The organism is Cellulomonas telluris (assembly GCF_004886325.1).
In the GTDB taxonomy this organism is placed as follows: Bacteria; Actinomycetota; Actinomycetes; order Actinomycetales; family Cellulomonadaceae; genus Cellulomonas; species Cellulomonas telluris.
The window spans coordinates 652,861-674,456 of the sequence record NZ_QXFN01000002.1 but is presented as its reverse complement, the minus strand read 5'-3'; the positions used below and the strand labels follow the sequence as shown (position 1 = coordinate 674,456).

The 21,596-nt window shown below is 77.2% G+C and carries 14 protein-coding genes; 1 reads left to right on the top strand and 13 read right to left on the bottom strand.

Annotated features, from left to right (window positions below):
- The first annotated feature begins 87 nt into the window (after nt 1–87).
- Nucleotides 88–372, top strand: coding sequence for a putative acetyltransferase (locus FB586_RS08255; RefSeq protein ID WP_246036638.1), 285 nt, complete (start codon nt 88–90; stop codon nt 370–372).
- 22 nt (nt 373–394) lie between these two features.
- Here the strand turns inward: FB586_RS08255 and FB586_RS08250 are convergent, their stop codons facing one another.
- From FB586_RS08250 to FB586_RS08190, 13 genes are all read right to left on the bottom strand, one after another.
- A complete protein-coding gene (locus tag FB586_RS08250) occupies nt 395–3,475 on the bottom strand; it encodes a VanW family protein (protein ID WP_136518810.1) in 3,081 nt (1,026 codons plus the stop codon).
- 159 nt (nt 3,476–3,634) lie between these two features.
- Nucleotides 3,635–4,147: a flavin reductase family protein gene (locus FB586_RS08245; RefSeq protein ID WP_136518809.1), complete on the bottom strand. Its 513-nt coding sequence runs from the start codon at nt 4,145–4,147 to the stop codon at nt 3,635–3,637.
- Nucleotides 4,144–4,548 carry a hypothetical protein gene (locus FB586_RS08240; protein ID WP_136518808.1) on the bottom strand — a complete coding sequence of 135 codons (405 nt, stop codon included), beginning with the start codon at nt 4,546–4,548 and terminating at the stop codon, nt 4,144–4,146. Before FB586_RS08240 ends, FB586_RS08245 begins: the two co-directional genes overlap by 4 nt.
- A gap of 4 nt (nt 4,549–4,552) precedes the next feature.
- Complete coding sequence (locus tag FB586_RS08235) at nt 4,553–5,509, bottom strand: PIG-L family deacetylase (protein WP_136518807.1); 957 nt, start codon at nt 5,507–5,509, stop codon at nt 4,553–4,555.
- Nucleotides 5,506–7,437 carry a translational GTPase TypA gene (typA, locus tag FB586_RS08230; RefSeq protein ID WP_136518806.1) on the bottom strand — a complete coding sequence of 644 codons (1,932 nt, stop codon included), beginning with the start codon at nt 7,435–7,437 and terminating at the stop codon, nt 5,506–5,508. The genes FB586_RS08235 and typA overlap by 4 nt, the downstream gene beginning before the upstream one ends.
- Nucleotides 7,438–7,554: 117 nt before the next feature.
- Nucleotides 7,555–9,450 carry an ABC transporter substrate-binding protein gene (locus FB586_RS08225; RefSeq protein ID WP_168800497.1) on the bottom strand — a complete coding sequence of 632 codons (1,896 nt, stop codon included), beginning with the start codon at nt 9,448–9,450 and terminating at the stop codon, nt 7,555–7,557.
- 268 nt (nt 9,451–9,718) lie between these two features.
- Nucleotides 9,719–10,408, bottom strand: a complete 690-nt coding sequence (locus FB586_RS08220; protein WP_136518804.1) for an ABC transporter ATP-binding protein — start codon at nt 10,406–10,408, stop codon at nt 9,719–9,721.
- On the bottom strand, nt 10,405–11,334 hold the full coding sequence (locus FB586_RS08215; protein ID WP_136518803.1) for an ABC transporter ATP-binding protein: 930 nt from the start codon (nt 11,332–11,334) through the stop codon (nt 10,405–10,407). The genes FB586_RS08220 and FB586_RS08215 overlap by 4 nt, the downstream gene beginning before the upstream one ends.
- A gap of 1 nt (nt 11,335) precedes the next feature.
- Complete coding sequence (locus tag FB586_RS08210) at nt 11,336–14,131, bottom strand: FtsX-like permease family protein (protein ID WP_136518802.1); 2,796 nt, start codon at nt 14,129–14,131, stop codon at nt 11,336–11,338.
- Nucleotides 14,128–17,214, bottom strand: coding sequence for an FtsX-like permease family protein (locus FB586_RS08205; protein WP_136518801.1), 3,087 nt, complete (start codon nt 17,212–17,214; stop codon nt 14,128–14,130). Before FB586_RS08205 ends, FB586_RS08210 begins: the two co-directional genes overlap by 4 nt.
- A 20-nt stretch (nt 17,215–17,234) precedes the next feature.
- Nucleotides 17,235–19,007, bottom strand: a complete 1,773-nt coding sequence (locus FB586_RS08200; RefSeq protein ID WP_136518800.1) for an ABC transporter ATP-binding protein — start codon at nt 19,005–19,007, stop codon at nt 17,235–17,237.
- The gene (locus FB586_RS08195; RefSeq protein WP_136518799.1) at nt 19,007–20,026 is read right to left on the bottom strand and encodes an ABC transporter permease; all 1,020 of its coding nucleotides are present in this window, start codon (nt 20,024–20,026) and stop codon (nt 19,007–19,009) included. The genes FB586_RS08200 and FB586_RS08195 overlap by 1 nt, the downstream gene beginning before the upstream one ends.
- Before the next feature lie 51 nt (nt 20,027–20,077).
- Entirely contained in the window at nt 20,078–21,595 is a 1,518-nt protein-coding gene (locus tag FB586_RS08190) for an ABC transporter permease (RefSeq protein WP_136518798.1), read from the bottom strand.
- Between the last annotated feature and the right edge of the window lies 1 nt (nt 21,596).

Sequence of the window (21,596 nt, the reverse complement as noted above, 5' to 3'; positions counted from 1 at the left end):
CAGCGGTCGACCTAGTATCCCTCACGTGGCGCCCACGACGACCCGACGTCCACCGTGCGACACGGTCCGCGACCGAGGACGGGACGCGTGGGCGGCGTGACCGGCCCGGCCGGCCCGCCCTGGCGCGCCTGGGCACCGGGGGTGCGGGTCGTCGTCCGCCGCCGTCGCGACGACCTGCCCGCGGGCGCGCCGGCGGGCGGCGACGAACCGCCCTACACCGACGTGCTCGGCGACCTGCTCGCGGTCGACGACGCCGGCCTGACCGTCCGCACGCGGCGCGGCGACGTGCGCGTGCCGGCGGCCGACGTGCTGCTCGGCAAGGTCGTGCCGCCCGCACCCGTGCGCCGGCCGCGCCCGCCCGTCGAGGACTGACCCGACGGGCGGCGCGCGCCGGTCAGGGCGTGGGCGTCGGCGCGGGCGGCGAGCCGCAGATGACGCGGTTCTGCGGCTTGTACCGCCACGTGTCGGACTCGGTGTCGACGAGCTCGCCGTTCAGGTAGACCCGGCGGGTGTTCGTCACCGTGAACCCGGGGTTGCCGGCGCTCTGCGGCTCGCACGTGGGCGACTGGGAGTAGACCGTGGTCGGCGCCACGACGCCCGACCGGCCGCTCTTCTCGGTCTCGACGGTGAAGTGCTTCGTCCCCCAGATGCGCACGTGCGCCCGTCCGTCGGCCACGAAGCCCTGGACCAGGGCGCCGTACGGCGTGTTGTTCTTCCACTTCATGTCGAGCACACCGGTGAAGATCGTCGCCTCGCGCCCCTCGGGGTAGCGCTGGAACCACTCGCTGTGCGGGGTGTGCTCGACGTCCTCGAAGCCCGCGAAGTACGCGGCGTTGAACACCGTGGTCGACACCTGCGACAGCCCGCCGCCCCACGCGTCCTTGTGCTCGCCGTTGACGATCGCACCGGCCTGGACGAAACCGTGGGCGCCGTCGACCGGGCCGAGCGCCTCCGTGAGGCTGAACGTCTCCCCCGGCCGCACGAGCGTGCCCGTGATGTTCGCCAGGCCCGTCGCGATGTTCCGGGTGCGGCGCGGCTCGCTCGTCAGCGGGGTCGAGAACTCCGACACGACCTCCTTGACGCCGAGGGCCTCGAGCGCGGCGCGCGTCTGCGCCGGGTCGGACTGCACCAGCTCGACCGGGGCGACCCGCTGGTCGGCCGTCACGGCGCCCGCCACGGACGACGCGAGCGCCGCCGGGTCGAGGGTCGTGCCGGGCTCGCCGCCGACGATCACCGGGGCGTCGCCCTGGAACTCGAAGCGCGCGTCCGCCGCCGCCGTGACGACGTCCGGGACCTGGGCGAGCACCGCGTCGGTGAGCGCCTGCCCGTCGAGCTGCAGCTCGAGCCGCCCCTCGACCGGCACCATGCTCGCGCTCGCCGTCAGCGTCGGGACGTCCAGCGTCGCCTGCCGGTCCCCGATCTGCACCGTCACGGGTGCCGACGCCAGCCGCTGGGCCACCTCCGTGAGGGCCTGCTCGGTCTCCTCCTGCGTGATGTCCGGCTCGACCGCGGTGGTGGGCAGGGGCAGCGGACGCTCCCCCACCAGCCAGCCCTCCTCGATCGCCGTCGCCGCCGCCGGCAGGTCCAGCTCCCAGCCGTCCACCGCGTCCGTCGCGTGCGCCGCGCCGTCGGCGAAGACGACGGTCCCGTCGACCGGCGCGAGGCGCACCGACTCCGACAGCGAGCCGAGCGCGGTCTCCAGCGCGTCGTCGTCCACCTGCGTGACCGGCGGCTGCGCGTCGACGCCGACGAGCTGCCGCCACAGCCGCACCGGCTCGGCGAGGTCCACGCCCGTCAGGCGCGCCACGGTCGCGTCCGCGTCGAACGCCAGGCCGGCGGTCGCGGGGTCCAGCTCGGCCTGCGCGTCCTGCGCCACGACGGGCAGCGGCGCGCCGGTGCGCTCCTCGAGCCCCGACGTCAGCGCGGCACGCGCCTCGTCGGCCGTCATGCCGCCGATCTCGACGCCCGCGACCGTCGCCCCGCGCGGGACGCGGTCCGCGAGCGCGTAGGAGGCACCGACGTACGCCCCGCCGAGGAGCACGGCCGCACCGCCCACGACGGCGAGCGTGCGGGGCCACCGGCGGCGGTGGTCCTGCGGCTCGAACACGTCCAGCGGCGAGGGCTCCCGCTCCGCCTCGGGGGTGTGCGGCACCGGCCCTCCCGGCACGGGGCGCCCGTCGCCCGCGCCGGCGTCCGTCGTGGGCCACCCGCGCGTCGCGCGGACGGGCGGGACGACCTGCGTGGCCGCCGGGTCCGCCGGGGTGGGCCGGGACGGCTCGCGCGTCTCCGCGACGACGGGCACCGCCGCCGTGGCCGCCGGGTCGGCGCCGTCCTCGCGGGCGGGCGCGTCCGCGGCGTCGGGGGCGGGGGCGGAGGCGGGGGCGTTCGCGTCCTCGCGGGCGGGGGCGTTCGCGTCCTCGCGGGCGGGGGCGCCCGCGGCGTCGCGGGCGGGGGCATCCGCGTCCTCGGGGCGCCCGGTGGCGTCGGCGCGCGCGCCGGCGCCCTCGGGGTCCGGCCGCGACCCGGCGGCCTCGGAGGGCTCGGCGTCGTCCCGGGCGTCGGAGGACGACCCGGCCTCGTCCACCGGCTCCGGGGAGGCGGGGACCGGCGGGCCCCCGGCGGCGGCGTCGGCCTCCGTCGGCTCCGCGTCGGTCCGCCCCGGCTCGGCTGCGGCGGCGTCGGCCGCCGCCGCGCCCTCCGGCCGGGTGAGCGCGTGCGCCGGGACGCCGACGGCCGCGGCGTTGAGGGCCGTCATCGCGAGGGCGGACAGGCCGCCGAGGTCGAGCGGCGCCGGTCGCCGCGCCGCCTGGTCGAGGGACTCCTCGACCGGCGCGGGCGTCGTCGCGGGCTCCGTGTCGTCGGTGCGGCCCGAGGTCGAGCGGGGCTCGTCCTCGCCGTCCCCCGGTCCGGGCTCGGAGCGGTCACCGGGGGCACCGGCGGTGTCGCCGTCGGCCACCGGGGCGGCCGGCCGGTCGTCTCGCGTCGCGTCCTGGCCGTCGCGGGGCGGGTCGACCAGGTCCGCGGCGGTCCCGTCCGTGCCGGAGGCGGAGGGCGCGGTCACCGCGACGTCCGACCATGACGGCCACGCGGTCAGCGCCGGCCCCGGGCTCAGGGGGCGCGGCCGCTCCACGACCGCGGGCCGCACGGCCGCTCGTGCGTCGTCGCCGGCGTCCGCGTCGGGCGCGACCTCGGCGTCCGGCTCGGGGGTCGGCCCGGTGGCGTCCGGCCCGGCGGACCCGGCGGCGTCCGCCGTGGTCGGCTCGTCCGTCGACGGGTCGGACGGCGCCGCCGCCGCGGGCCGCTCGGCCGGGACGCGCGGTGCCGGGACGCCGCTCGCCTCACCGGCCCCCGGTGCGGCCGCACCCGCCGGTGCCTCCTCGGGCGCGGAGGTGCCGGCACCGGGCTGCGCCTGCGGCGCCGCCGGGTCGTGCGTCGTGCCGTCGGCCGTGGTGCCGCGGTCGGTCCCGTGCGTCATCGATCCCCCGTCGTGCTCTGCAGCGCGCAGACCGCGCCCGGGCGAGTCTACGATGCGGGACCGCCTCGCCGGGGCGGCGGTGCGCGCGCGCGACGAGGATCACCCGTCGGCGCGCCGGGCGGGACCGCGGCGGCGCCGGACGGGCCCGCGGCCCGTCGCTCAGCGGACCCCGCGCACGCGTCCGCGCAGGTGGACGAGCCCGCCGGCGGCGGCCGGCCCCTGCACCGCCGCGACCACGGTGCCGACGACGACGTCGTGGTCGCCGGCCGGGTGCACGGCGGCGGTCCGGCAGTCGAACCAGGCCGCGGCGCCGTCGATCCAGGGCGCACCCGAGACGGTGGCCGGCGTGTGCGGGACGCGGTCGAGCTGGCCGACCGCCGGCCGCCCGGGCGACGCGAGCCAGTCGGCGACGTCGCCCTGGTCGTCGGCGAGGACGCTCACCGCCCAGGCGTCGGCCTCGTCGAGGACGTCCCGCAGCCGCGAGTCCGTGTGCACGCAGAAGAGCAGGAGCGGCGGGTCGAGGGACACCGACACGACCGAGTTGACCGTGGTCGCGTGCGCGATCCCGCGGCGCACCACCGTGACCACCGCCACCCCCGCGGGCAGGCGCCCGACGGCCGCCCGGAACGCGTCCTCGTCGACGGGTCCGGCGACGGGGGCGGCGCCGGTCACGGCAGCGGACCGGCGGGCGGTGGCGCGACCGCGCCCGTGCGGGCCGGGTCGTCCTGGACCCACCGCCGCGGGACGAGCGCCACGGCCACCACGGCGACGGCCGCGCCGAGGATCCACCCCCAGCCCCACAGGTCGGTGCCGGGGACGAGCACGTCGCCCCCGGGCCCCTCCCCGGCCAGCAGCGTCGTGGCGAGGAACAGCCCGCCGACCGCGCCGACGTACGTGGCCCACCCGTGCCAGGCGCGCGCGGTGAGCAGCGCCACGAGCACGAGCACCACGCACAGGACCAGGCCCCACGGGCGGACGGCGCGGTGCATGACCGTGCCCAGGACCCCGACGACGACCCCGAGCACGAACGTCGCGGCGGCGCGCCCGAGGAGCGCGGTGGTGGGCGGCTGCACGGCGTCAGGCTACCGGCCGCACACCGGGCGGCCAGGCGACGCCGCCGTCCCGCGCCGTGCCGCGGGGCGCGTACCGGTAGGCCTCGACGGGCAGGACGGGCGCGAGCAGGCGGTTGCTCAGGGCGTAGCAGCCGACGAGGCCGGGCTCGCCGTCGACCGCCCGGACGGCCTGGACCTGGGTGGCGTGCGCGCGCAGGGCGGCGAGCAGGCGGTCGCGTACGCCGGGGACGTCCACGACGACGTCCACGGCGTCGTCGGGCACCGCGACGGACGCCGGTTCCCCCTCCGGGTCGGGCAGGACCAGCCCCTCGGCGTCCGGCCCGAGCGCCGCACGGACGGCGTCCCCGCGCAGCGCCGCCTGCGCCCGCCGCAGCGCGTCACGGCCCTGGGCGGACCACAGCACGACCGGCACGGCGTGCGCGGGCTCCGACTCGTCCGGCTCCCGGGCGGCGAGGTCCACCGCGAGCGCCGTGACCTCGTGCACCCGGACGTGGTCCGGGTGGCCGTACCCGCCGCCCGGCTCGTACGTGGCGACCACGTCGGGCCGGCGGCGGCGCAGCACGCGGGCGAGCGCCGCGGCGGCCTCGGGCACGGGGACGCGCACGAAGGCGGCGGGGGGCACGTCGTCGGCGGCACCGGCCCGGGCCGTGCCGACCCACGCCATGCCGGAGTCCTCGAACCGGCGGCCGCCGCCGGCGGCCTCGTCGAGGAACACGTGGTCCCGCACGCCGAGCGCCGCGAGCGCGCCGGCGAGCTCGCCCACCCGGTGCGCGGCCAGCGCCGGCCCGTCGCCCTCGAGGTGCGCCCACCGGTCGCCGATGACCTCGCCGCGCTCCCCCCGGGTGGCGGTGACGACCGTGACCGGACGGCCCGCCGCCGCCCACGCCGCCAGCAGGGCGCCGGTCGCGAGCGACTCGTCGTCCGGGTGGGCGTGGACGGCGAGCAGGCCGCCGGGGGTCACGCGCGCTTGTTGCGCGCCGTCTGCCGGGCCCGCTCGGTCTGGTCGAGGATCACCTTGCGGATGCGGACGACCTCGGGCGTGACCTCGACGCACTCGTCCTCGCGCGCGAACTCGAGGGACTCCTCGAGCGTGAGCTTGCGCGGCGGCACCAGGTTCTCGAACGACTCCGCCGTCGACGAGCGGATGTTGTTGAGCTTCTTCTCCTTGGTGATGTTGACGTCCATGTCCTCGTTGCGCGCGTTCTCGCCGACGACCATGCCCTCGTACACCTCGGAGGTCGGGTCGACGAAGAACGTGCCGCGCTCCTGCAGGTTGAGCATGGCGAACGGCGTCGCGACGCCCGCGCGGTCCGCGACGAGCGAGCCGTTGGTGCGCGTCTCGATCGGCCCGGCCCACGGCTCGAAGCCCTCGGCGATGGAGGACGCGATACCCGTGCCGCGGGTGTCGGTGAGGAAGCGCGTGCGGAAGCCGATGAGCCCGCGCGCCGGGACGACGAACTCCATGCGCACCCAGCCGGTGCCGTGGTTGCTCATGGTCTCCATGCGGCCCTTGCGCTGCGCGAGCAGCTGCGTGACCGCACCGAGGTACTCCTCGGGGACGTCGATGGTCATGCGCTCGGTCGGCTCGAGGACCTGGCCGTCGACCTTCTTCGTGACGACCTGCGGCTTGCCGACGGTCAGCTCGAAGCCCTCGCGGCGCATCTGCTCGACGAGGATCGCCAGCGCGAGCTCGCCGCGGCCCTGCACCTCCCACGCGTCGGGACGCTCGGTGGGCAGCACGCGCAGCGAGACGTTGCCGATGAGCTCCCGGTCGAGGCGGTCCTTGACCTGGCGGGCGGTGACCTTGTGGCCCTTGCCGCCCTTGCCGGCGAGCGGGCTCGTGTTGATGCCGATCGTCATCGAGATGGCCGGGTCGTCGACCGTGATGAGCGGCAGCGGCCGCGGGTCCTCCGGGTCGGTCAGCGTCTCGCCGATCGTGATCTCCTCGATGCCGGCGACCGCGACGATGTCGCCGGGGCCCGCGGAGTCCGTGGGGACGCGCTCGAGGGCCTTCGTCTCCAGCAGCTCGGTGATGCGGACGTTCTGCAGCGTGCCGTCCTGACGGGCCCACGCGACGGTCTGGCCCTTGCGCAGCGTGCCGTTGTGGATGCGCAGGAGCGCGAGGCGGCCGAGGAACGGCGACGCGTCGAGGTTGGTCACGTGCGCCTGCAGCGGGGCCCCGGGGTCGTACGTCGGCGCCGGGATCTTCTCGAGGATCGTCGCGAACAGCGGCTCGAGGTCCGGGCTGTCCGGCAGGCCGCCGTCGGCGGGCTGCTCGAGGGACGCGCGGCCGACCTTCGCGGCGGCGTAGACGACCGGCACGTCGAGGATCGCGTCGAGGTCGAGGTCCGGGACGTCCTCGTGCAGGTCCGACGCCAGGCCGAGGAGCAGGTCGGTCGCCTCGTGCACGACCTCGTCGATGCGCGCGTCGGGGCGGTCGACCTTGTTCACGACGAGGATCACCGGCAGCTTCGCGGCGAGCGCCTTGCGCAGCACGAACCGCGTCTGCGGCAGCGGGCCCTCGGAGGCGTCGACGAGCAGGACGACGCCGTCGACCATCGACAGGCCGCGCTCGACCTCGCCGCCGAAGTCCGCGTGCCCCGGGGTGTCGATGACGTTGATCGTGATCCCGTCGGGCTGCCCGGCGGCCGCGGCCGCGGGTCCGGCGTACCGGATCGCGGTGTTCTTCGCGAGGATCGTGATGCCCTTCTCGCGCTCGAGGTCGCCCGAGTCCATCGCGCGCTCGTCGACGTGGTCGTGCGCGCCGAACGCGCCCGACTGCCACAGCATGGCGTCGACGAGGGTGGTCTTGCCGTGGTCGACGTGGGCGACGATCGCGACGTTGCGCAGGTCGGAACGCACGGCGGCGGCCTGGCCGGTTGCGGGCATGCGGGTGCTCATCTCACGAGGAAGAGGGGGAGGCGCCGACGGCGGCGCGCACCCATCCTACCGGTCGCCCCCAGCCCGTGGCCGGTGACGCCCGTCTCCCGGGCCCCGCCCGCGGGGTCAGCCGTCGGTGCGCGCCCAGCCCCACCAGGAGGTCTGGTCGGCGCGGGAGGGCGCCAGCGTGCCGACGCCCTCGAGCACCGGCAGGCCGTCGTCCTCCTCGCCGTCGCGGTCGGCGACGACCGTCAGCGCCGGCGTGCGCACCAGGGGCAGCACGGCGCCGGAGCGCAGCAACGACTCCGACGTCCCGGTCAGCAGCTCGCGGGCCGCGGCCGGGTCGGCGGTGGCCTCGAGCGCGTCGAGGCGGGCGTCGAGGGCGGCGTCGGCGTGCGCCGTCACGTTCGTCGCCCCGCCGGTGCGCCAGCGGGACGCGAACGTCGCGACGGGCAGGTCGGCCTGCGGCACGGGCACCAGCGCGACGTCCCACGCTCCCGCGTCGGCGCGCAGGGCCCGCACCGGGTCGTCGACGTCCGCCGGCACCACGGCGAAGCCGGCCCCCTGCGCGGCCGCGGCCAGCGCCTCGACCGCCCGCGCCCGCAGCGGGTCGTCGGTGTTGGCGAGCACCCGCACCGTCACCGCCTCGTCCCCCGCCGGTGCGGCGCCGGCGTCGGACGCCGCGTCGGCGACGGGGGCCGGCGGCGCCTCGGGTCCCGCCTCGGCGGCCACCACGTCGCTGCCGGGCACCAGGTCCGGGTGCTGCGCCGCCCCGCCGAACGGCTCGGCCACCGCGTCGGCCACGTCGTCGCGCGGGACGGCCGCGAGGAACGCGGTCCGCAGCGCGGCGGCGGCCGCCGCCGGGTCCGCCGCCTCGGGGTGCGCCGCCGGGTCGAAGGCGCCGCCGCCGCCCTGCTGCACGAGCAGCTGCAGCACGGCGTCGCCCCCCGGGGCCGACACCGCGTCCTCGAGGTCCTGCGCGGCGTCGAGCACGTCCGGGGTCACGAGGGGCGCGGCCACGTCGACGCGCTCGTCCTCGACGGCGTCGAGCTGGGCCAACGGGTCCAGGTCCGTGCGGATGAGGACCCGGTCGTAGCGGGCGGGACGGTCGCCGCGGTACGCCTCGTTGCGCACCGCCTCGACGCCGTCGGCACCCACGCGGTCGAGCACGTACGGGCCCGTCGTCGTGGTGAGGGTCGGGTCGCCCGCGACGTCCCCCGCCGCGGCCGCCGTGCGCCACGCGCGGGAGAGGGGGACCAGCGCCTCGCGGTCCTGCTGCTGCACGGCGTCGACCACGGCGTCCGCCCACCGCGCGGCCTCGCCCGCCCCGTCGTCCGACGGGGTCGCGGTGGCCGACGGGCTCGCCGTGGCCGACGGGGTCGCCGTGGCCGACGGGGTCGCGGTGGCCGACCGGGCGGTGGGGTCGAGCGCGAGACGCCCGACCACGTGCGCCGGGAGGTTGACGTCGAGCGCCAGCCGCCAGTCGGCGACCGGCCGGTCGTAGACGACGGTGACCGTCGCCCCGTCGACGACCGGCAGCGCGGTCGCGTGCGCCAGCGCGGGCGACGTGGCGGCGAACGCGACGACGTCGTCGAGCGCGGCCGGGTCCGCGGGCAGTCCGTCGGGGCCCAGCTCGGGGACGACCTCGTCGAGCTGCCCGCTGCGCGCGGCCCACTCGAGGAGCAGGTCGGCGGGGGTCACCGGGACGCCGTCCGACCAGGTGGCGGTGGGGGCGATCGTGTACCGGACGGTGAGCGGGTCGTCGGCGACCTTCTCCACGGTCCCGAACGAGCGGTCCTCGGTCACGGACCCGTCCGGCTCGAGGGCGACGAACCCCGACTGCACGAGCCCGCGGACGAGCACGCTCCCGGGCGCCCGTCCCTCGACCGTCGCGGCGTTGAGGGACCGGAACGGCGCGTCGACGGCGACGACGACGCTCCCCGCCCGGTCCGGATCGGCCTCCTGCGCGGTGCACGCCGCCACGCCCAGCAGCGCCGCCGTCAGCGCCGTGGCCGTCACCACCCGCGGTCGTGCCGCAGCCGTCGTCGTCCGCCGTCCCGCCCGGTCGCCCACGCGTCCTCCCAGCCCGCGGCGGCCCCTGCCGCCGTCACCCGTCCGGACCATCCCATGCCAGACGGGTCATCGGCGCGCGGACCCGCGGGCTGAACCCCTGGAGCGGCACGAATCGTGCGGCTCGTCGCAGAACCGCGCAGACGGCGTCGAGCGGGGCAGGTCGGGCGGCGGCCGAGGGCGTGCGCGCGACCCCTCGTCGGTGGCCGGCCGCGGCCGGTCAGCCCTGCAGCTCGCCGTCCACGAGCTCGACGACGCGGTCGGCCCGCTCCATGAGCACCTGGTCGTGCGTCGTGACGACGGCGGCCACGCCCCGGCGGTGCGTGAGGTCGCGGATGAGGTCGGACACGACCGCGGCGGTCCGCGAGTCGAGCTGCCCGGTCGGCTCGTCCGCGAGCAGCACGTCGGGCTCGGCGACCAGCGCCCGCGCGATCCCCACCCGCTGCTGCTGACCGCCCGAGAGCTCCGCGGGCCGCTGGTGGGCGTGCCCCGCGAGGCCGACGGTCTCGAGGGCGCGCCGGACCCGCTCGTCGCGCTCGGCCGCGGGCAGCTCGAGCAGCCGCAGCGGCACCTCGACGTTCTCCGCCGCGGACAGCACGGGGATGAGGCCGAACGACTGGAAGACGTAGCCCAGCCGCGTGCGTCGCAGCGCCAGCACCTCGTCCTCCGGCAGCGCCGACAGCTCGCGGTCGCCCAGCAGGACGCGCCCGGTGGTCGGCCGGTCGAGGCCGCCGAGCACGTTGAGCAGCGTCGTCTTGCCCGAGCCGGACGGGCCGCGCACCACGAGCAGCTCACCGGGGGCGACCGCGAGGCTCACCCCGCGCAGCGCGTGCACCTCGACCGAGCCGGTCCGGAAGACGCGGGTCACCTCCTGCGCCCGCAGCGCCTGGGCCGTCGTCGTCGCCGTCATGCGTCCTCCCGCCCCGCGCCGTCGGGCCACACGCCCACGTGGTCGGCCTCCAGCGCCAGCCGCACCCGGTCGCGCAGGTCCAGCGCCGTCACGAACTCCTCCGGGATCTGCAGCCGCCCGGCCCGGTCGAGCACCGCGAACTCCTCGGCCACGTGCTGCTCGGCGCCGTGCTCGTCCACCTCGACGCGGCGCAGCACCTCCGTGGAGGTCCGGCCGTCGCGGATCTGCACCGTCCGGCGCACGTGCTCGGACACCGTCGGGTCGTGCGTCACCACGAGCACCGTCAGCCCCAGCGCCTCCGACGCCCCGCGCAGCGCCTCGAGGACGTCCGCGCTCATCGCGTGGTCGAGCTCGCCCGTCGGCTCGTCGGCGAGCAGGACGCGCGGACCGTTCGCGAGCGCGACCGCGATCGCGACGCGTTGCTGCTCGCCGCCGCTCATCTCGGCGGGCCGCCGGTCCCGGCAGTGGCCCACCTCGAGCAGGTCGAGGAGCTCGCCCACGCGGCGCGACCGGTCTCGCGCACGGCTGAGCACGAGCGGGACGGCGACGTTCTGCGCGGCGGTGAGGTACGGCAGGAGGTTGCGGGAGGTCTGCTGCCACACGAAGCCGACGGTGTGCCGCTGGTAGCGCACCTTCTCCCGCCGGCCGAGCGACCCGAGGTCGGTGCCCGCCACCACGGCGCGGCCGCCGGTCGGCCGGTCGAGGCCGGAGAGGATGTTCAGCAGCGTCGACTTGCCCGAGCCCGACGCGCCGACGAGCGCGACGACGTCGCCCCGCGCGACCCGCAGGTCGAGGCCCTGGAGGGCCTGCACCTCGATCCCCTCGGTCGAGTAGATCCGCACGAGCCCCTCGCAGAGGATGTCCGGCTCCGACGCGTCCGGTCCGTCCCGCCGTGCCGTCCCCGGCCGTGCGCTCGTCGTGGTCATGTCAGCCATCCTCACCGAGGCGCAGGCGCGCGGCGACGTCCGCACGGCTGCTGATCGAGGTCGAGACGGCGACGGCGGCCGCCGTCACCGCGAGCAGCCCGGCGACGACGCCGCCGAGCACGAGCGGGTCCAGGACGGGGCGCGGCGGCGTCGGCCCGCCCGTGAGCACGGCGACGTCGAGCGCGCCGAGCACCACGGCCGGCACCGCGACACCGAGCACCGCGCCGGCGACGAGTGCGGCCAGCGCGAGCGGGGCGAGCTCCCACGCGACGACGTGCCGCGACCCGCGCCGGGCGAGGCCGAGGGCGCGCAGCACGGCGAGGACGCTCGCGCGCCGCGGTGCGGCGAGCATCTGCGTGAGGACGAGTGCGACGACGACCAGCACCGCGGACAGGCCGACGGCGACCCGCAGCGCCTGCGCCGTCCCGGCCGTCATCGGGGCGTCGAGGTACGTCGCGGTGGCGCTCGCGAGCGACTCGACGCGGGCCCCGGGTGCGGCCGCACGCACCCGCTCGAGGACGGCCTCCGGGTCGGCGCCGTCGGCGACGTCGACGAGCAGGACCCGCGGACGCAGCTCGGTGCCCGTGAGCTCCTCGAGCCTCGCCGCGTCCACGACGACGGCGCCGGCGTCCACCCGGGCACCGCCCACCGCGTCGGCGACGCCGACGACCGCCACCTCGACACCGCCGCCCAGCGCGAGCCGCAGCCCGTCCTGCCCCGGCGCCACACCCACCGCGGCACCGGCGAGCACGGGCAGCCGGCCGCCGTCGTCGCGCGTCAACGTGGTGGGCACCGGCGTCACCCCGACCGCGGCGGACTGCACCTCCTGCATCGCGAGCGCGTCCACCGCGACGAGCGCCACGCGCTGCGCGTCGCCGGCACCGGTGAGGTGCACGCGGCCGGCGTCGGCCATCCGCGCCACGCCCGCGACGCCGTCGGCGGCCGCGACCCGCTCGACGAGGTCGGGCCCGACGAGCGGCCCGCTGATCCGGATGTCGGCGCCCAGGGACCGCCACGCGGTGGACTCGACGGCGTGCGCGAGGGTGCTCGTGAGCACGGCCGAGAAGACCGCGACGCCCACGCCCACGACGAGGGCGGCGGCGGGCACCAGGCCGCCGGCCGGCTCCCGCACGGCGCGGGCGGCCCCGAGGAAGAGCGGGAGGTCCCGGCGCCGGCGCAGCACCCGCTCCACGGCCCGCAGCGGCCACGGGTAGACCCGCAGGACGAGCACGCAGGCCGAGAGGGCGAGGAGCAGCGGCACCGCGGCGACGAGGGGGTCGACGCCCGCGGACGTGCCGGCGGCCGGGTCCCGCCGCGCGAGCAGCGCGACCCCGACGACGGTGAGGGCCAGGACCCCGCACTCGGCCAGCAGACGCCCCCGCCCGCGGCTGCGGCCGACGTCGGCGCGCCGCTCGAGCAGGCCCCCGGGCAGCGGGGCGGCCGCGAGGGCCGCGGCGGGCACGAGCCCGACGAGCACCGGCACGACGAGGTCCGCCGGTGCGAGCGGGCCGCCGGGAACGAGCCGCACCGCGAGGAGCGCGCCCACCGCGGCCGCCGGCAGGCCGAGCACCAGCCCCTCGAGCGCGAGCGCGGCGCGCAGCTGCCCCGCGGCGCCGCCGCGGCTCGCCACGAGGCCGAGCGCCGCGCGCCGCCGGGACGCCACGAGCCGGGCGCCGAGCCAGAAGACCGCGACCACGACGCCCACCGGCCCCGCCGCGACGATGGCGAGGACGGTCGCGGTGGTCCGCTGCTGCGCGCGCACCTGCTCGAGCACGTCCGGGAGCCCGGTGGACGGGGCGAGCGTCGCGCCGGTGCCCTCGCCCCACGGCACGTCGGCCGCGACGAGGCCGCGGGTCTGGGCGAGCACGGTGTGGACCTGGTCACCGGCGACGGCGTCGGGCGCGACGGGGAACCAGGCGCGCGTGCTCACCGTGCCGACCGGGAAGCCGACGGGGAACGTGCCGTCCCACGCCGGGCTGAGGTAGGCGGAGGCGACCGCCGAGGTGCCGAGGTTGAGGTCGTCGACGACGTGCGCGCTCGCGCTGTGCGGGTTGTGGGCCCAGAAGGACTCGTCGGGGTCCCGCGGCCGGAACGTCCCCGTGAGCCGCAGCGGCACACCCGTCCCCGGCACGGCGCGCTCGGTGCCGACCGGCCACTCGAGCGCCTCCGCCGCCGCCTCGGCGAGCGCCACCTCGAACGCCCCCGTCGCGGCGTCGGCGCGGGCACGACGCTCCGCGACCTCCTCGACGGTGAGGTCGCGGTACTGCTCGTCCGTGAGGTCGTCGAACGGCTGGACGACCGTGGGCGCGGCGGGCCACTCCCCCGCGACGAGCTCGACGTGCTCGCCGAGCAGCGGGTCGACCTTGAGCGTGACCTCCGGCGAGCCGACCGCACCGCCCGGGACCGCGGCGATGCGGACCGCCCCCGTCTCGACGGTGAGGTGCGGGTCGCCGAGGACCGAGCGCAGCGGCTCGGGCTGCTCGGCACGCACGCGCTCGAGGAACGCGAGGTTGCCGCCGTGCACCGCGACGGCGTCGGCCGGGAGCCCGGCGGCCCCCGGCGCGTCGTCGGCGGGCGCGGGCAGGCGGGGCCAGCGCCCCGGCACGACGGCGACGACGTCCCGGTCGAGCGGACCCGCCCGGGCGACCTCGTGGCTGACCTGCCGGTCCCCGACGTCCCCGAGCAGCCTGGGCGCCGCGGTCGCGGCGAGGCTGACGAGGACGACGAGCACCGCGAGCGCGAGCGGCACGGACGCGTGCGCGGCGGCGGTGCGGCGCACGAGCTGCACGGCGTTCACGCGACCTCCTCGCGGTGCTCGTGGTCGAGCGCCTGCCCCCGGACCCGCAGCGCGGCCCCCACGGCGACCGCCGTGAGGCCGAGCAGGAGCACGAGGACCAGCACCGCGGCCCCCGACGTGTCGGCGGCGAGCCGCACCGGCAGGGGGCCCGGGGCGAGCACGGTCGACCGCACGAGCGGTGGCACCAGGGCCAGCGAGGTCGCTGCGCCCGCCAGCGCCCCCACCGCGACCGCCGGCAGCGCGACCGCCAGGTGCTCCGCGGCCCGTGCCCGCGCCTGCGCCGCCGGGGTCTGCCCGACCGCCCGGAGCACGACGACCTCGCGGCGGCGCGCCCGCACGAGCGCCACCGCGACCGCGGCGACACCGGTGAGCGCGAGCGCGACGGCCGCACCCGCGGTCGTCCAGAACGCGTCGACGACGGGCGCACCGGCGTCGGCCCCGGTCGTCGTCGCCGTCGTGGCCGCGGCGCCCGGCCCGGCGAGCGCCGCCGCGGCCTCCGCGACCGCGGTCGCCGGTGCGCCCTCGTCGACGGCGAGCCACACCTCGTCCGGCAGCACCGGGGTGCTCCGGTCGTGCAGCAGGCCCTGGCCGAGGGCGTCGAGGTCGACCAGCACGGCCTCGGCGTCGAGGACGCCGGGCACCGCGTCGACGACCCCGACCACCCGGAGCACCACCTCCGGTCCGGCGAGCGCCGCGCGCACCCGGTCGCCCGGCGCGAGGTCGGCACGCTCGGCGAGGGCGGGGGTCACGACGGCCGGCACGCCGTCGGACGCGGGCGGGAGGAGCCGGACGGACGCCGGCGCCGGGCCGCCGTCGGGCGCTGCGCCCAGCACGGCGCGCACGCCCACCGCGCCCACGCCCTCGGCGTCCTCGACCCCCGTGCCCGCGGCCGGGGCGACCTGCCACGCCGTCGTGGGGAGCGGCACGTCGACGGCACCCCCCGGCGCGGCGGCGGCGAGCCGCACCGCCTCCGCCTCGAGCGTCCCGCCCGCGGCGCGGGCGCCGACGTCGAGGGCCGCGAGCCGGTAGGGCCCCGCACCCGGCAGGTCGGCGCGCAGGACGGCGGGCGCCGTGCCGGACCCCCCGGGCGCCACCGCGCCGAGGTCGAGGCGGGTGAGGCCGCCGTCCGGGTCGGCGAGCCAGGCGGCGACGTCGACAGGGACGGCGGAGGGGCCGACCGCTGCGCCGGGTCCGGCATCGAGGGCGACCCGCACCTCGACCTCGAGCGCGGTCGCACCTGCGGGCAGCGCCGGACGCGTGCCGGAGCCCGCACCGTCGACGGCTCCGGTGAGGGCCTCGACGTGCGGCCCGAGGTCGACGGGTGCGCGGACGACGGCGTCCGCCCGGGACACGGGCAGCGCGGTCACGGCGACCTGCCCGTCCGCGATCGTCGCGCGGTCGCGGAGCACGGACGCGGCGGCGGCGACGTCCGCCACCCCGGCGTACGGCGCCGACGGCACCGCGGCCGCGTCCCGGCCGCGCGCGCCGGCCTCGCTCCCCAGGGCGACGCGCACGTCCGAGCCGGCCTCGAGGGCGGCGAGGTCGCCCCGGTGCCGGGCGACCGACGCCGCGTACGCCGCCGCGACGGACACCGTGCCGACGGCGAGCACGAGGAGGACGGCCGCCGCCGCGTGCTGGCCCTGACGGCGGGCGACCTGCCGCGCCACGTAGGCGGGCACGAGCGGAGGGCGGCGGGCCGTCACGAGCTCGCCGGCCCGGGACAGCGGCACGAGCAGGACGAGGCCGACGAGGGCGAGCGCGACGAGCACCGCCGCCGGCGCCGCCACGGCGAGCAGGTCCGCGGAGGACGCGTCCCCGCGCACGCCGTCGGCACGCAGCAGCCGCCACGACGTCAGGGCCGCGACGAGCGGCGCACCGAGGACCGACGCGACGGTGGCCACGCCCCGCAGCCGCGCCCGGCGGGCGTCACCGTCGACACGGGCGGAGGACAGGACCTGGCGCGCCGTCGTCGCGCCGGTCACCGCGACGGCGAGCGCCGCCGTCACGAGTGCGGTCGCGGCGACCGCGGGCACGTGGGCCGGGTCGGGACGCCCTCCCCCGGCCACGAGGACCGCGGAGACGCCGCCGACCACCGCTCCCGCCCCCGCGACGGCCGCCGCCTCCGCCGCCGCCCACCGCACGAGACGCGCCGGGTCGGCGCCGCGTCCGAGGAGGACGCCGACCTCGCCGCCGCGGACCCGGACGACGAGCCGCACGACCTGCCCGACCGCGACCGCCGCGACGACGGCGAGGAGCAGCACGGGCACGAGGCCGGCGGTCCGGACGGTCGTCGCGGCCTGCGCCGCGCGCGCGGCCGTCGCCGGCAGGTCGCCTTCCACGGTGAGGCCGCGGACGGCGAGACCGTCCGCCCGTGCCAGCACCGGCTCCAGCGCCGCACCCGCGTCGGCCAGCCGGCGGAGGTCGTCGACCCCGGCCGCGGCGACGACCGGACGGACCGTCCACTCGACGAACGGGGCGTCGACGAGGTCGAGCAGCGTCTCCTCGGCCACGACCAGCGGGCCCCGCACGTCCGACCCGGCCCCGGGCGCTCCCGTGCCGGCCGGCGCCGCGGCGTCGACCGCGTCCCCCGGCGTCGTCACGACCGTGAGGTCACCGTCCTCCAGCGCGAGCACGTCACCCGCGGCGACGCCGAGCGCGGCCGCGACGTCGTCGGCGACGACCGCCTCGCCCGGGCCGGGCACGACCGGGAGGGCGTCACCGGCGTCCGCCGCGGCCGTGCGCAGGACCACCCGGCCGGCCGCGTCGTCCGCGCCGCGGAGCGGAGGGCTCGCCAGCGAGCGGCCGACCGCGAGCGGCACGGCGCCGAAGCGGTCCCGGAGCGCCCGCTCGAGCGCCGCCTGCTGGTGCTCGGGGTCGGCGCCGAGACGGGTGCGCACGACGAGAGCGGCGTCGCCGTCCGGCGCGGACGCGAGCAGCTCCCGCGCCGTGGCCACCGCGGACGTCCCCGCGGCGACCACGACGACGCCCCCGACCCCGGCGACGGTCGCGACGAGCAGCGCGAGCACACCGAGGACGCCGGCGCGCGACCGCGCCCGGGCCCGGAGCAGGCCGACCGGACGCACGCCCTACCTCCGTGGGCCGGTTACTCGCGGGTGCTGTCGTCGAGCGCGCCGTGCTGGCGCTCCGGGTCCACCTGCAGCGCCGTGACCTCGTCGCCGAAGCTCTGGAGCAGGCGGTGCCGCTCCTCGCGCCGACGGCGCTGCTCCCCCGGCTCGGGCACGGGCGCCGCGGCGAGCAGACGCTGCGTGTACTCCTCGCGCGGGCGCTGGAGCACCTCCTCGCGCTCACCCTGCTCGACGATCCGGCCGTCCCGGAGCACGACCACGCGGTGCGCCAGCAGGTCGACGACCGCGAGGTCGTGCGAGACGAACAGGCACGCGAACCGGTACCGCTCCTGCAGCTCGGTGAACATCGCGAGCACGCTGGCCTGGACGGACACGTCCAGCGCCGACGTCGGCTCGTCGGCCACGAGCAGCTCCGGCTCGAGCGTCAGCGCCCGGGCCACGGAGACGCGCTGCCGCTGACCGCCCGAGAGCTCGTGCGGGTAGCGGTTGAAGACGCTGCGCGGCAGGTGCACCGCGTCGAGCAGCTCGTACACCGTCTTCTGCCGCGAGCGGCGGTCGCCCACGCCGTGCACGATCATCGGCTCGCTGATGACGTCGCCGATCGGCAGGCGCGGGTTCAGGGACGCGGCCGGGTCCTGGAAGATGACGCCGATGCGGCGGCGCAGGCGCTTCGCGTCCTTCGCCTTCATCCCCGTGAAGCGCTCGCCGAACAGCGTGACCTCGCCGCTCGTCGCCGGGATGAGGCCGAGCGCCGCCCGGCCGAGGGTCGACTTGCCCGAGCCCGACTCCCCGACGAGCCCGACGACCTCGCCCTGCTTGACGTCGAACGTCACGTCGTCGACGGCCCGGAACGGCGGCTTGCCGATGCGGTGGTACTCGATGACGACGTTCTTGACCTCGAGCGCGGGCACGCCCGTGAGGTCGACGGACTCCGCGGCACCGCGCGCCGTGCCGAACTGGCCCGGGCCGCGACCGAGGTGGGGCACGGCTCCGAGGAGCCGCCGCGTGTACGCGTGCTGCGGCCGGTTGAGCACGTCGTCGACGGTGCCCCGCTCGACGATCTCGCCCTTGTACATGACGGCCACGCGGTCGGCCATGTCCGCCACGACGCCCATGTTGTGGGTGATGAGCAGGATGCCGGTGTCGAGCTGGTCCTTGAGCGACCGCAGGAGGTCGAGGATCTCCGCCTGCACGGTGACGTCGAGGGCCGTCGTCGGCTCGTCGGCGATGATCACCTTCGGGTTGCAGCTGATGGCGAGCGCGATGACGACGCGCTGCCGCTGACCGCCCGAGAGCTCGTGCGGGTACTGCTTGACCCGTCGCTCCGGCTCGGGGATGCCCACCATCCGCAGCAGCTCGACCGCGCGCTCCAGCGCGGCCTGCCCGTACGCGATGCCGTGCAGCTCGAGCGCCTCGCTCATCTGGAGCCCGATCGTCAGCACCGGGTTGAGCGCGGTCATCGGCTCCTGGAAGACCATCGCGACGTCGTTGCCGCGCAGCCGCCGCAGCTCGCGGCGGTCGAGCGACCCGACCGACTTGCCGGCGACCTCCACCGACCCGCCCACGCGGGCGTTCTTCGGCAGGAGGCCGAGCGCCGTCATCGACGTGACCGACTTGCCGGAGCCCGACTCGCCGACGAGGGCGACGACCTCGCCGGGGCGCACCTCGAGCGAGATGCCCTTGACCGCGTGGACCGACCCGAACTCGGTGGTGAACCGCACGTCGAGGTCGTCGAAGCTCAGGACGCGGCCGTCGATCGGCGTGCTGCCGACGCTGGGGGTGACCGTCATCAGTCCTTCTTCCTGTTCTGGCGCGGGTCGAACGCGTCGCGGAGGCCGTCGCCGATGAAGTTCACGGTGAGGGCGATGCCGAGGATGAAGAGGCCGGGCCACCAGAACAGCCACGGCCGCGACGTGAAGGCGTTCTGGTAGTCCGAGATCAGGAGGCCCAGCGAGGTGTCCGGCGGCTTCACGCCGAAGCCCAGGTAGGACAGCGAGGTCTCGAGCAGGATCGCCGAGGCGATCGAGAGCGTCGCCGCGACGATGATCGTGCCGAGCGTGTTCGGCAGGATGTGCTTGACGATGATGCGCGCGGGCGAGGTGCCGACGGCGCGGGCCGCGGCGACGAACTCACGCTCGCGCAGCGAGAGGATCTCGCCGCGCACGAGGCGCGCCAGCCCGGTCCAGGTCACCAGCCCCAGGACGAGCGCCAGCACCACGATGTTGCGGCCGCCGGAGATCTGGCCCAGCGCGGCGGCGAGTGCGAGCAGCGGGATGACGATGAGCAGGTCGGTCATGCGCATGAGGAGCGCCTCGACCCAGCCGCGGTAGTAGCCGGCGAGCGCGCCGACCGCCGTGCCGATGAGCGTGGAGACGATCCCGACGACGAACGCGATGATGAGCGAGCGCTGCGTCCCGCGCATGACGAGGGCGAACCAGTCGCGCCCGATCGTGTCCTGTCCGAAGGGGTGCTCGCCGATGCGGAACGGCCACAGCGAGAGCGTGGGCCGTCCGCCGTTGATGACCTCGACCGGCTGCGTGTAGCTGAACTTCCACCAGCCGGGGATCGGACCGACCCCGATGGACGTGAACGCGAGCACCGTGATGAACAGCAGGATCCCGAGGGAGATCATCGCCGCGCGGTGCCGGAGGAACCGGCGCAGCGCGAGCTGGCCCTGCGAGTACGACTTGTCGGTGGTGGCGCCCTGGAGGTCGTCCTCCACCCGGCTCGTCGGCTGCTGGTTGCCGGGGTCGGCCTGCTGGCCGGTCGGGAGGGGGACGATGGCCTCGGGTGTGTTCCGCTCACTCATGGTGCGCTCCGGTCGCGGTGGGGACGGGGTGGGCCGCGCTGGTCACGGGGCTCACCGCCGGATCCGCGGGTCGAGGAAGGCGTAGCTGATGTCGGCCAGCATGTTCATGACCACGGCCGCGACGCCGGTGACGAGGAAGAACGCCATGACGGGGCCCGGGTCGACCTGGTTCAGACCGGTCCGGAACAGCTCCCCCATGCCCTTCCAGCCGAAGACCGCCTCGGTGATGACCGCACCGCCGATGAGGCCGGCGAAGTCGAACGCGACGATCGTGGTCAGCGGGATGAGCGCGTTGCGGAACGCGTGGCGCGTGATGACCTCGCGCTCGCTCAGGCCCTTGGCCCGCGCCGTGCGCACGTAGTCCTGCTCGAGCACCTCGAGCATCGACGCGCGCGTGTAGCGGGTGTACGACGCGAGGGAGATCAGCGTGAGGACGACGGTCGGCAGGATGAGCTGCGTCCCCTTGTCGAGGAAGTCCTGCCAGAACGTGCCGACGAAGTTGGGCGTCTGCGAGCCGATCGTGGAGATCGGGCGCGGCTGGAGCCCGAGGTAGCCGGACCACGCGCTGAGCGCCTTGTCCAGGACGACCGCGCCCGCCATGACGGTGGCGGTCACGAACGAGGCCCACATCGCGGTGCGCCGCGAGAAGCCGCCGAGGAACCACCCGCACGCGAGGGCGACCGCGACGGACGCGGCGTAGAGCCCGAGCAGGATCGGCCAGGACGGGTCCGCCAGGACGCCGCCGAGCGCGACGTAGGCCACGAGGCCGAGGCCCACCGTCGCCCCGACGGCGTTCACGACGCGACGGTTCCCGAACCCGCTGGTGAGCGCCACCATCAGCGCGCCCGCGCCGATGCTGACGAGCGCGACGACCGGCAGGCCGAGCGCCGGGCGGCGCCACCAGTCCACGGCGTCGAAGTAGGTGATGGCCGCGAAGACGAAGACGGCGCCTCCGCCGGCGGTCATGAGCCGGCGACGCGTGTCCCCGCCGAGCGCGCCCTGGAGCACGACTCCCACGACGAGCGCGATGAGCAGCGTCGTCAGCAGGCTCACCGAGGGGTCCGCGATCCAGTCGTTGAACCGGATGGCGCCGTACTCCTTGAGCAGCACGGCCGCCCAGAACACGGGGAGCGAGAAGAAGAGGAAGGCGAAGAAGGTGATGACGTAGTCGAAGCCGGAGTACTGCCGGATCGCGGTGAGGATGCCGAAGGCGACACCCGCGACGATCGCGAGCAGCGTCGCCAGGACCACCAGGCGCAGCGTCGCGCTGGCGGCGTTCTCGAGCATGCTCATCACGTCGACGCCCGCGCGGTTGGTGCCGAGGTCGCAGCGCCCGACCAGGCAGCCCGCGGCCCCGCTGAGCCACTGCCAGTACCGCTGGTACCACGGCAGGTCGAGACCCATGGTCGTGATCCGCTGGGCGATCAGGTTGTCGCGGTTGGGGTCGTTCGACTCACGCAGGTCCTGGAGCGGGTCGCCCGAGTTGATCGTGAGCACGAACATGAGCACCGAGCCGCCGAGCAGCACCAGGGCGGAGATGCCCAGGCGGCGCAGTATGAATCTGGTCAAC

What these genes read in the sequence shown, in the direction of transcription:
- FB586_RS08250 (WP_136518810.1), bottom strand. Translation starts at nt 3,475, where the DNA reads ATGACGCACGGGACCGACCGCGGCACCACGGCCGACGGCACGACGCAC.
- typA (WP_136518806.1), bottom strand. Translation starts at nt 7,437, where the DNA reads ATGCCCGCAACCGGCCAGGCCGCCGCCGTGCGTTCCGACCTGCGCAAC.
- FB586_RS08220 (WP_136518804.1), bottom strand. Translation starts at nt 10,408, where the DNA reads ATGACGGCGACGACGACGGCCCAGGCGCTGCGGGCGCAGGAGGTGACC.
- FB586_RS08215 (WP_136518803.1), bottom strand. Translation starts at nt 11,334, where the DNA reads ATGACCACGACGAGCGCACGGCCGGGGACGGCACGGCGGGACGGACCG.
- FB586_RS08200 (WP_136518800.1), bottom strand. Translation starts at nt 19,007, where the DNA reads ATGACGGTCACCCCCAGCGTCGGCAGCACGCCGATCGACGGCCGCGTC.
- FB586_RS08195 (WP_136518799.1), bottom strand. Translation starts at nt 20,026, where the DNA reads ATGAGTGAGCGGAACACACCCGAGGCCATCGTCCCCCTCCCGACCGGC.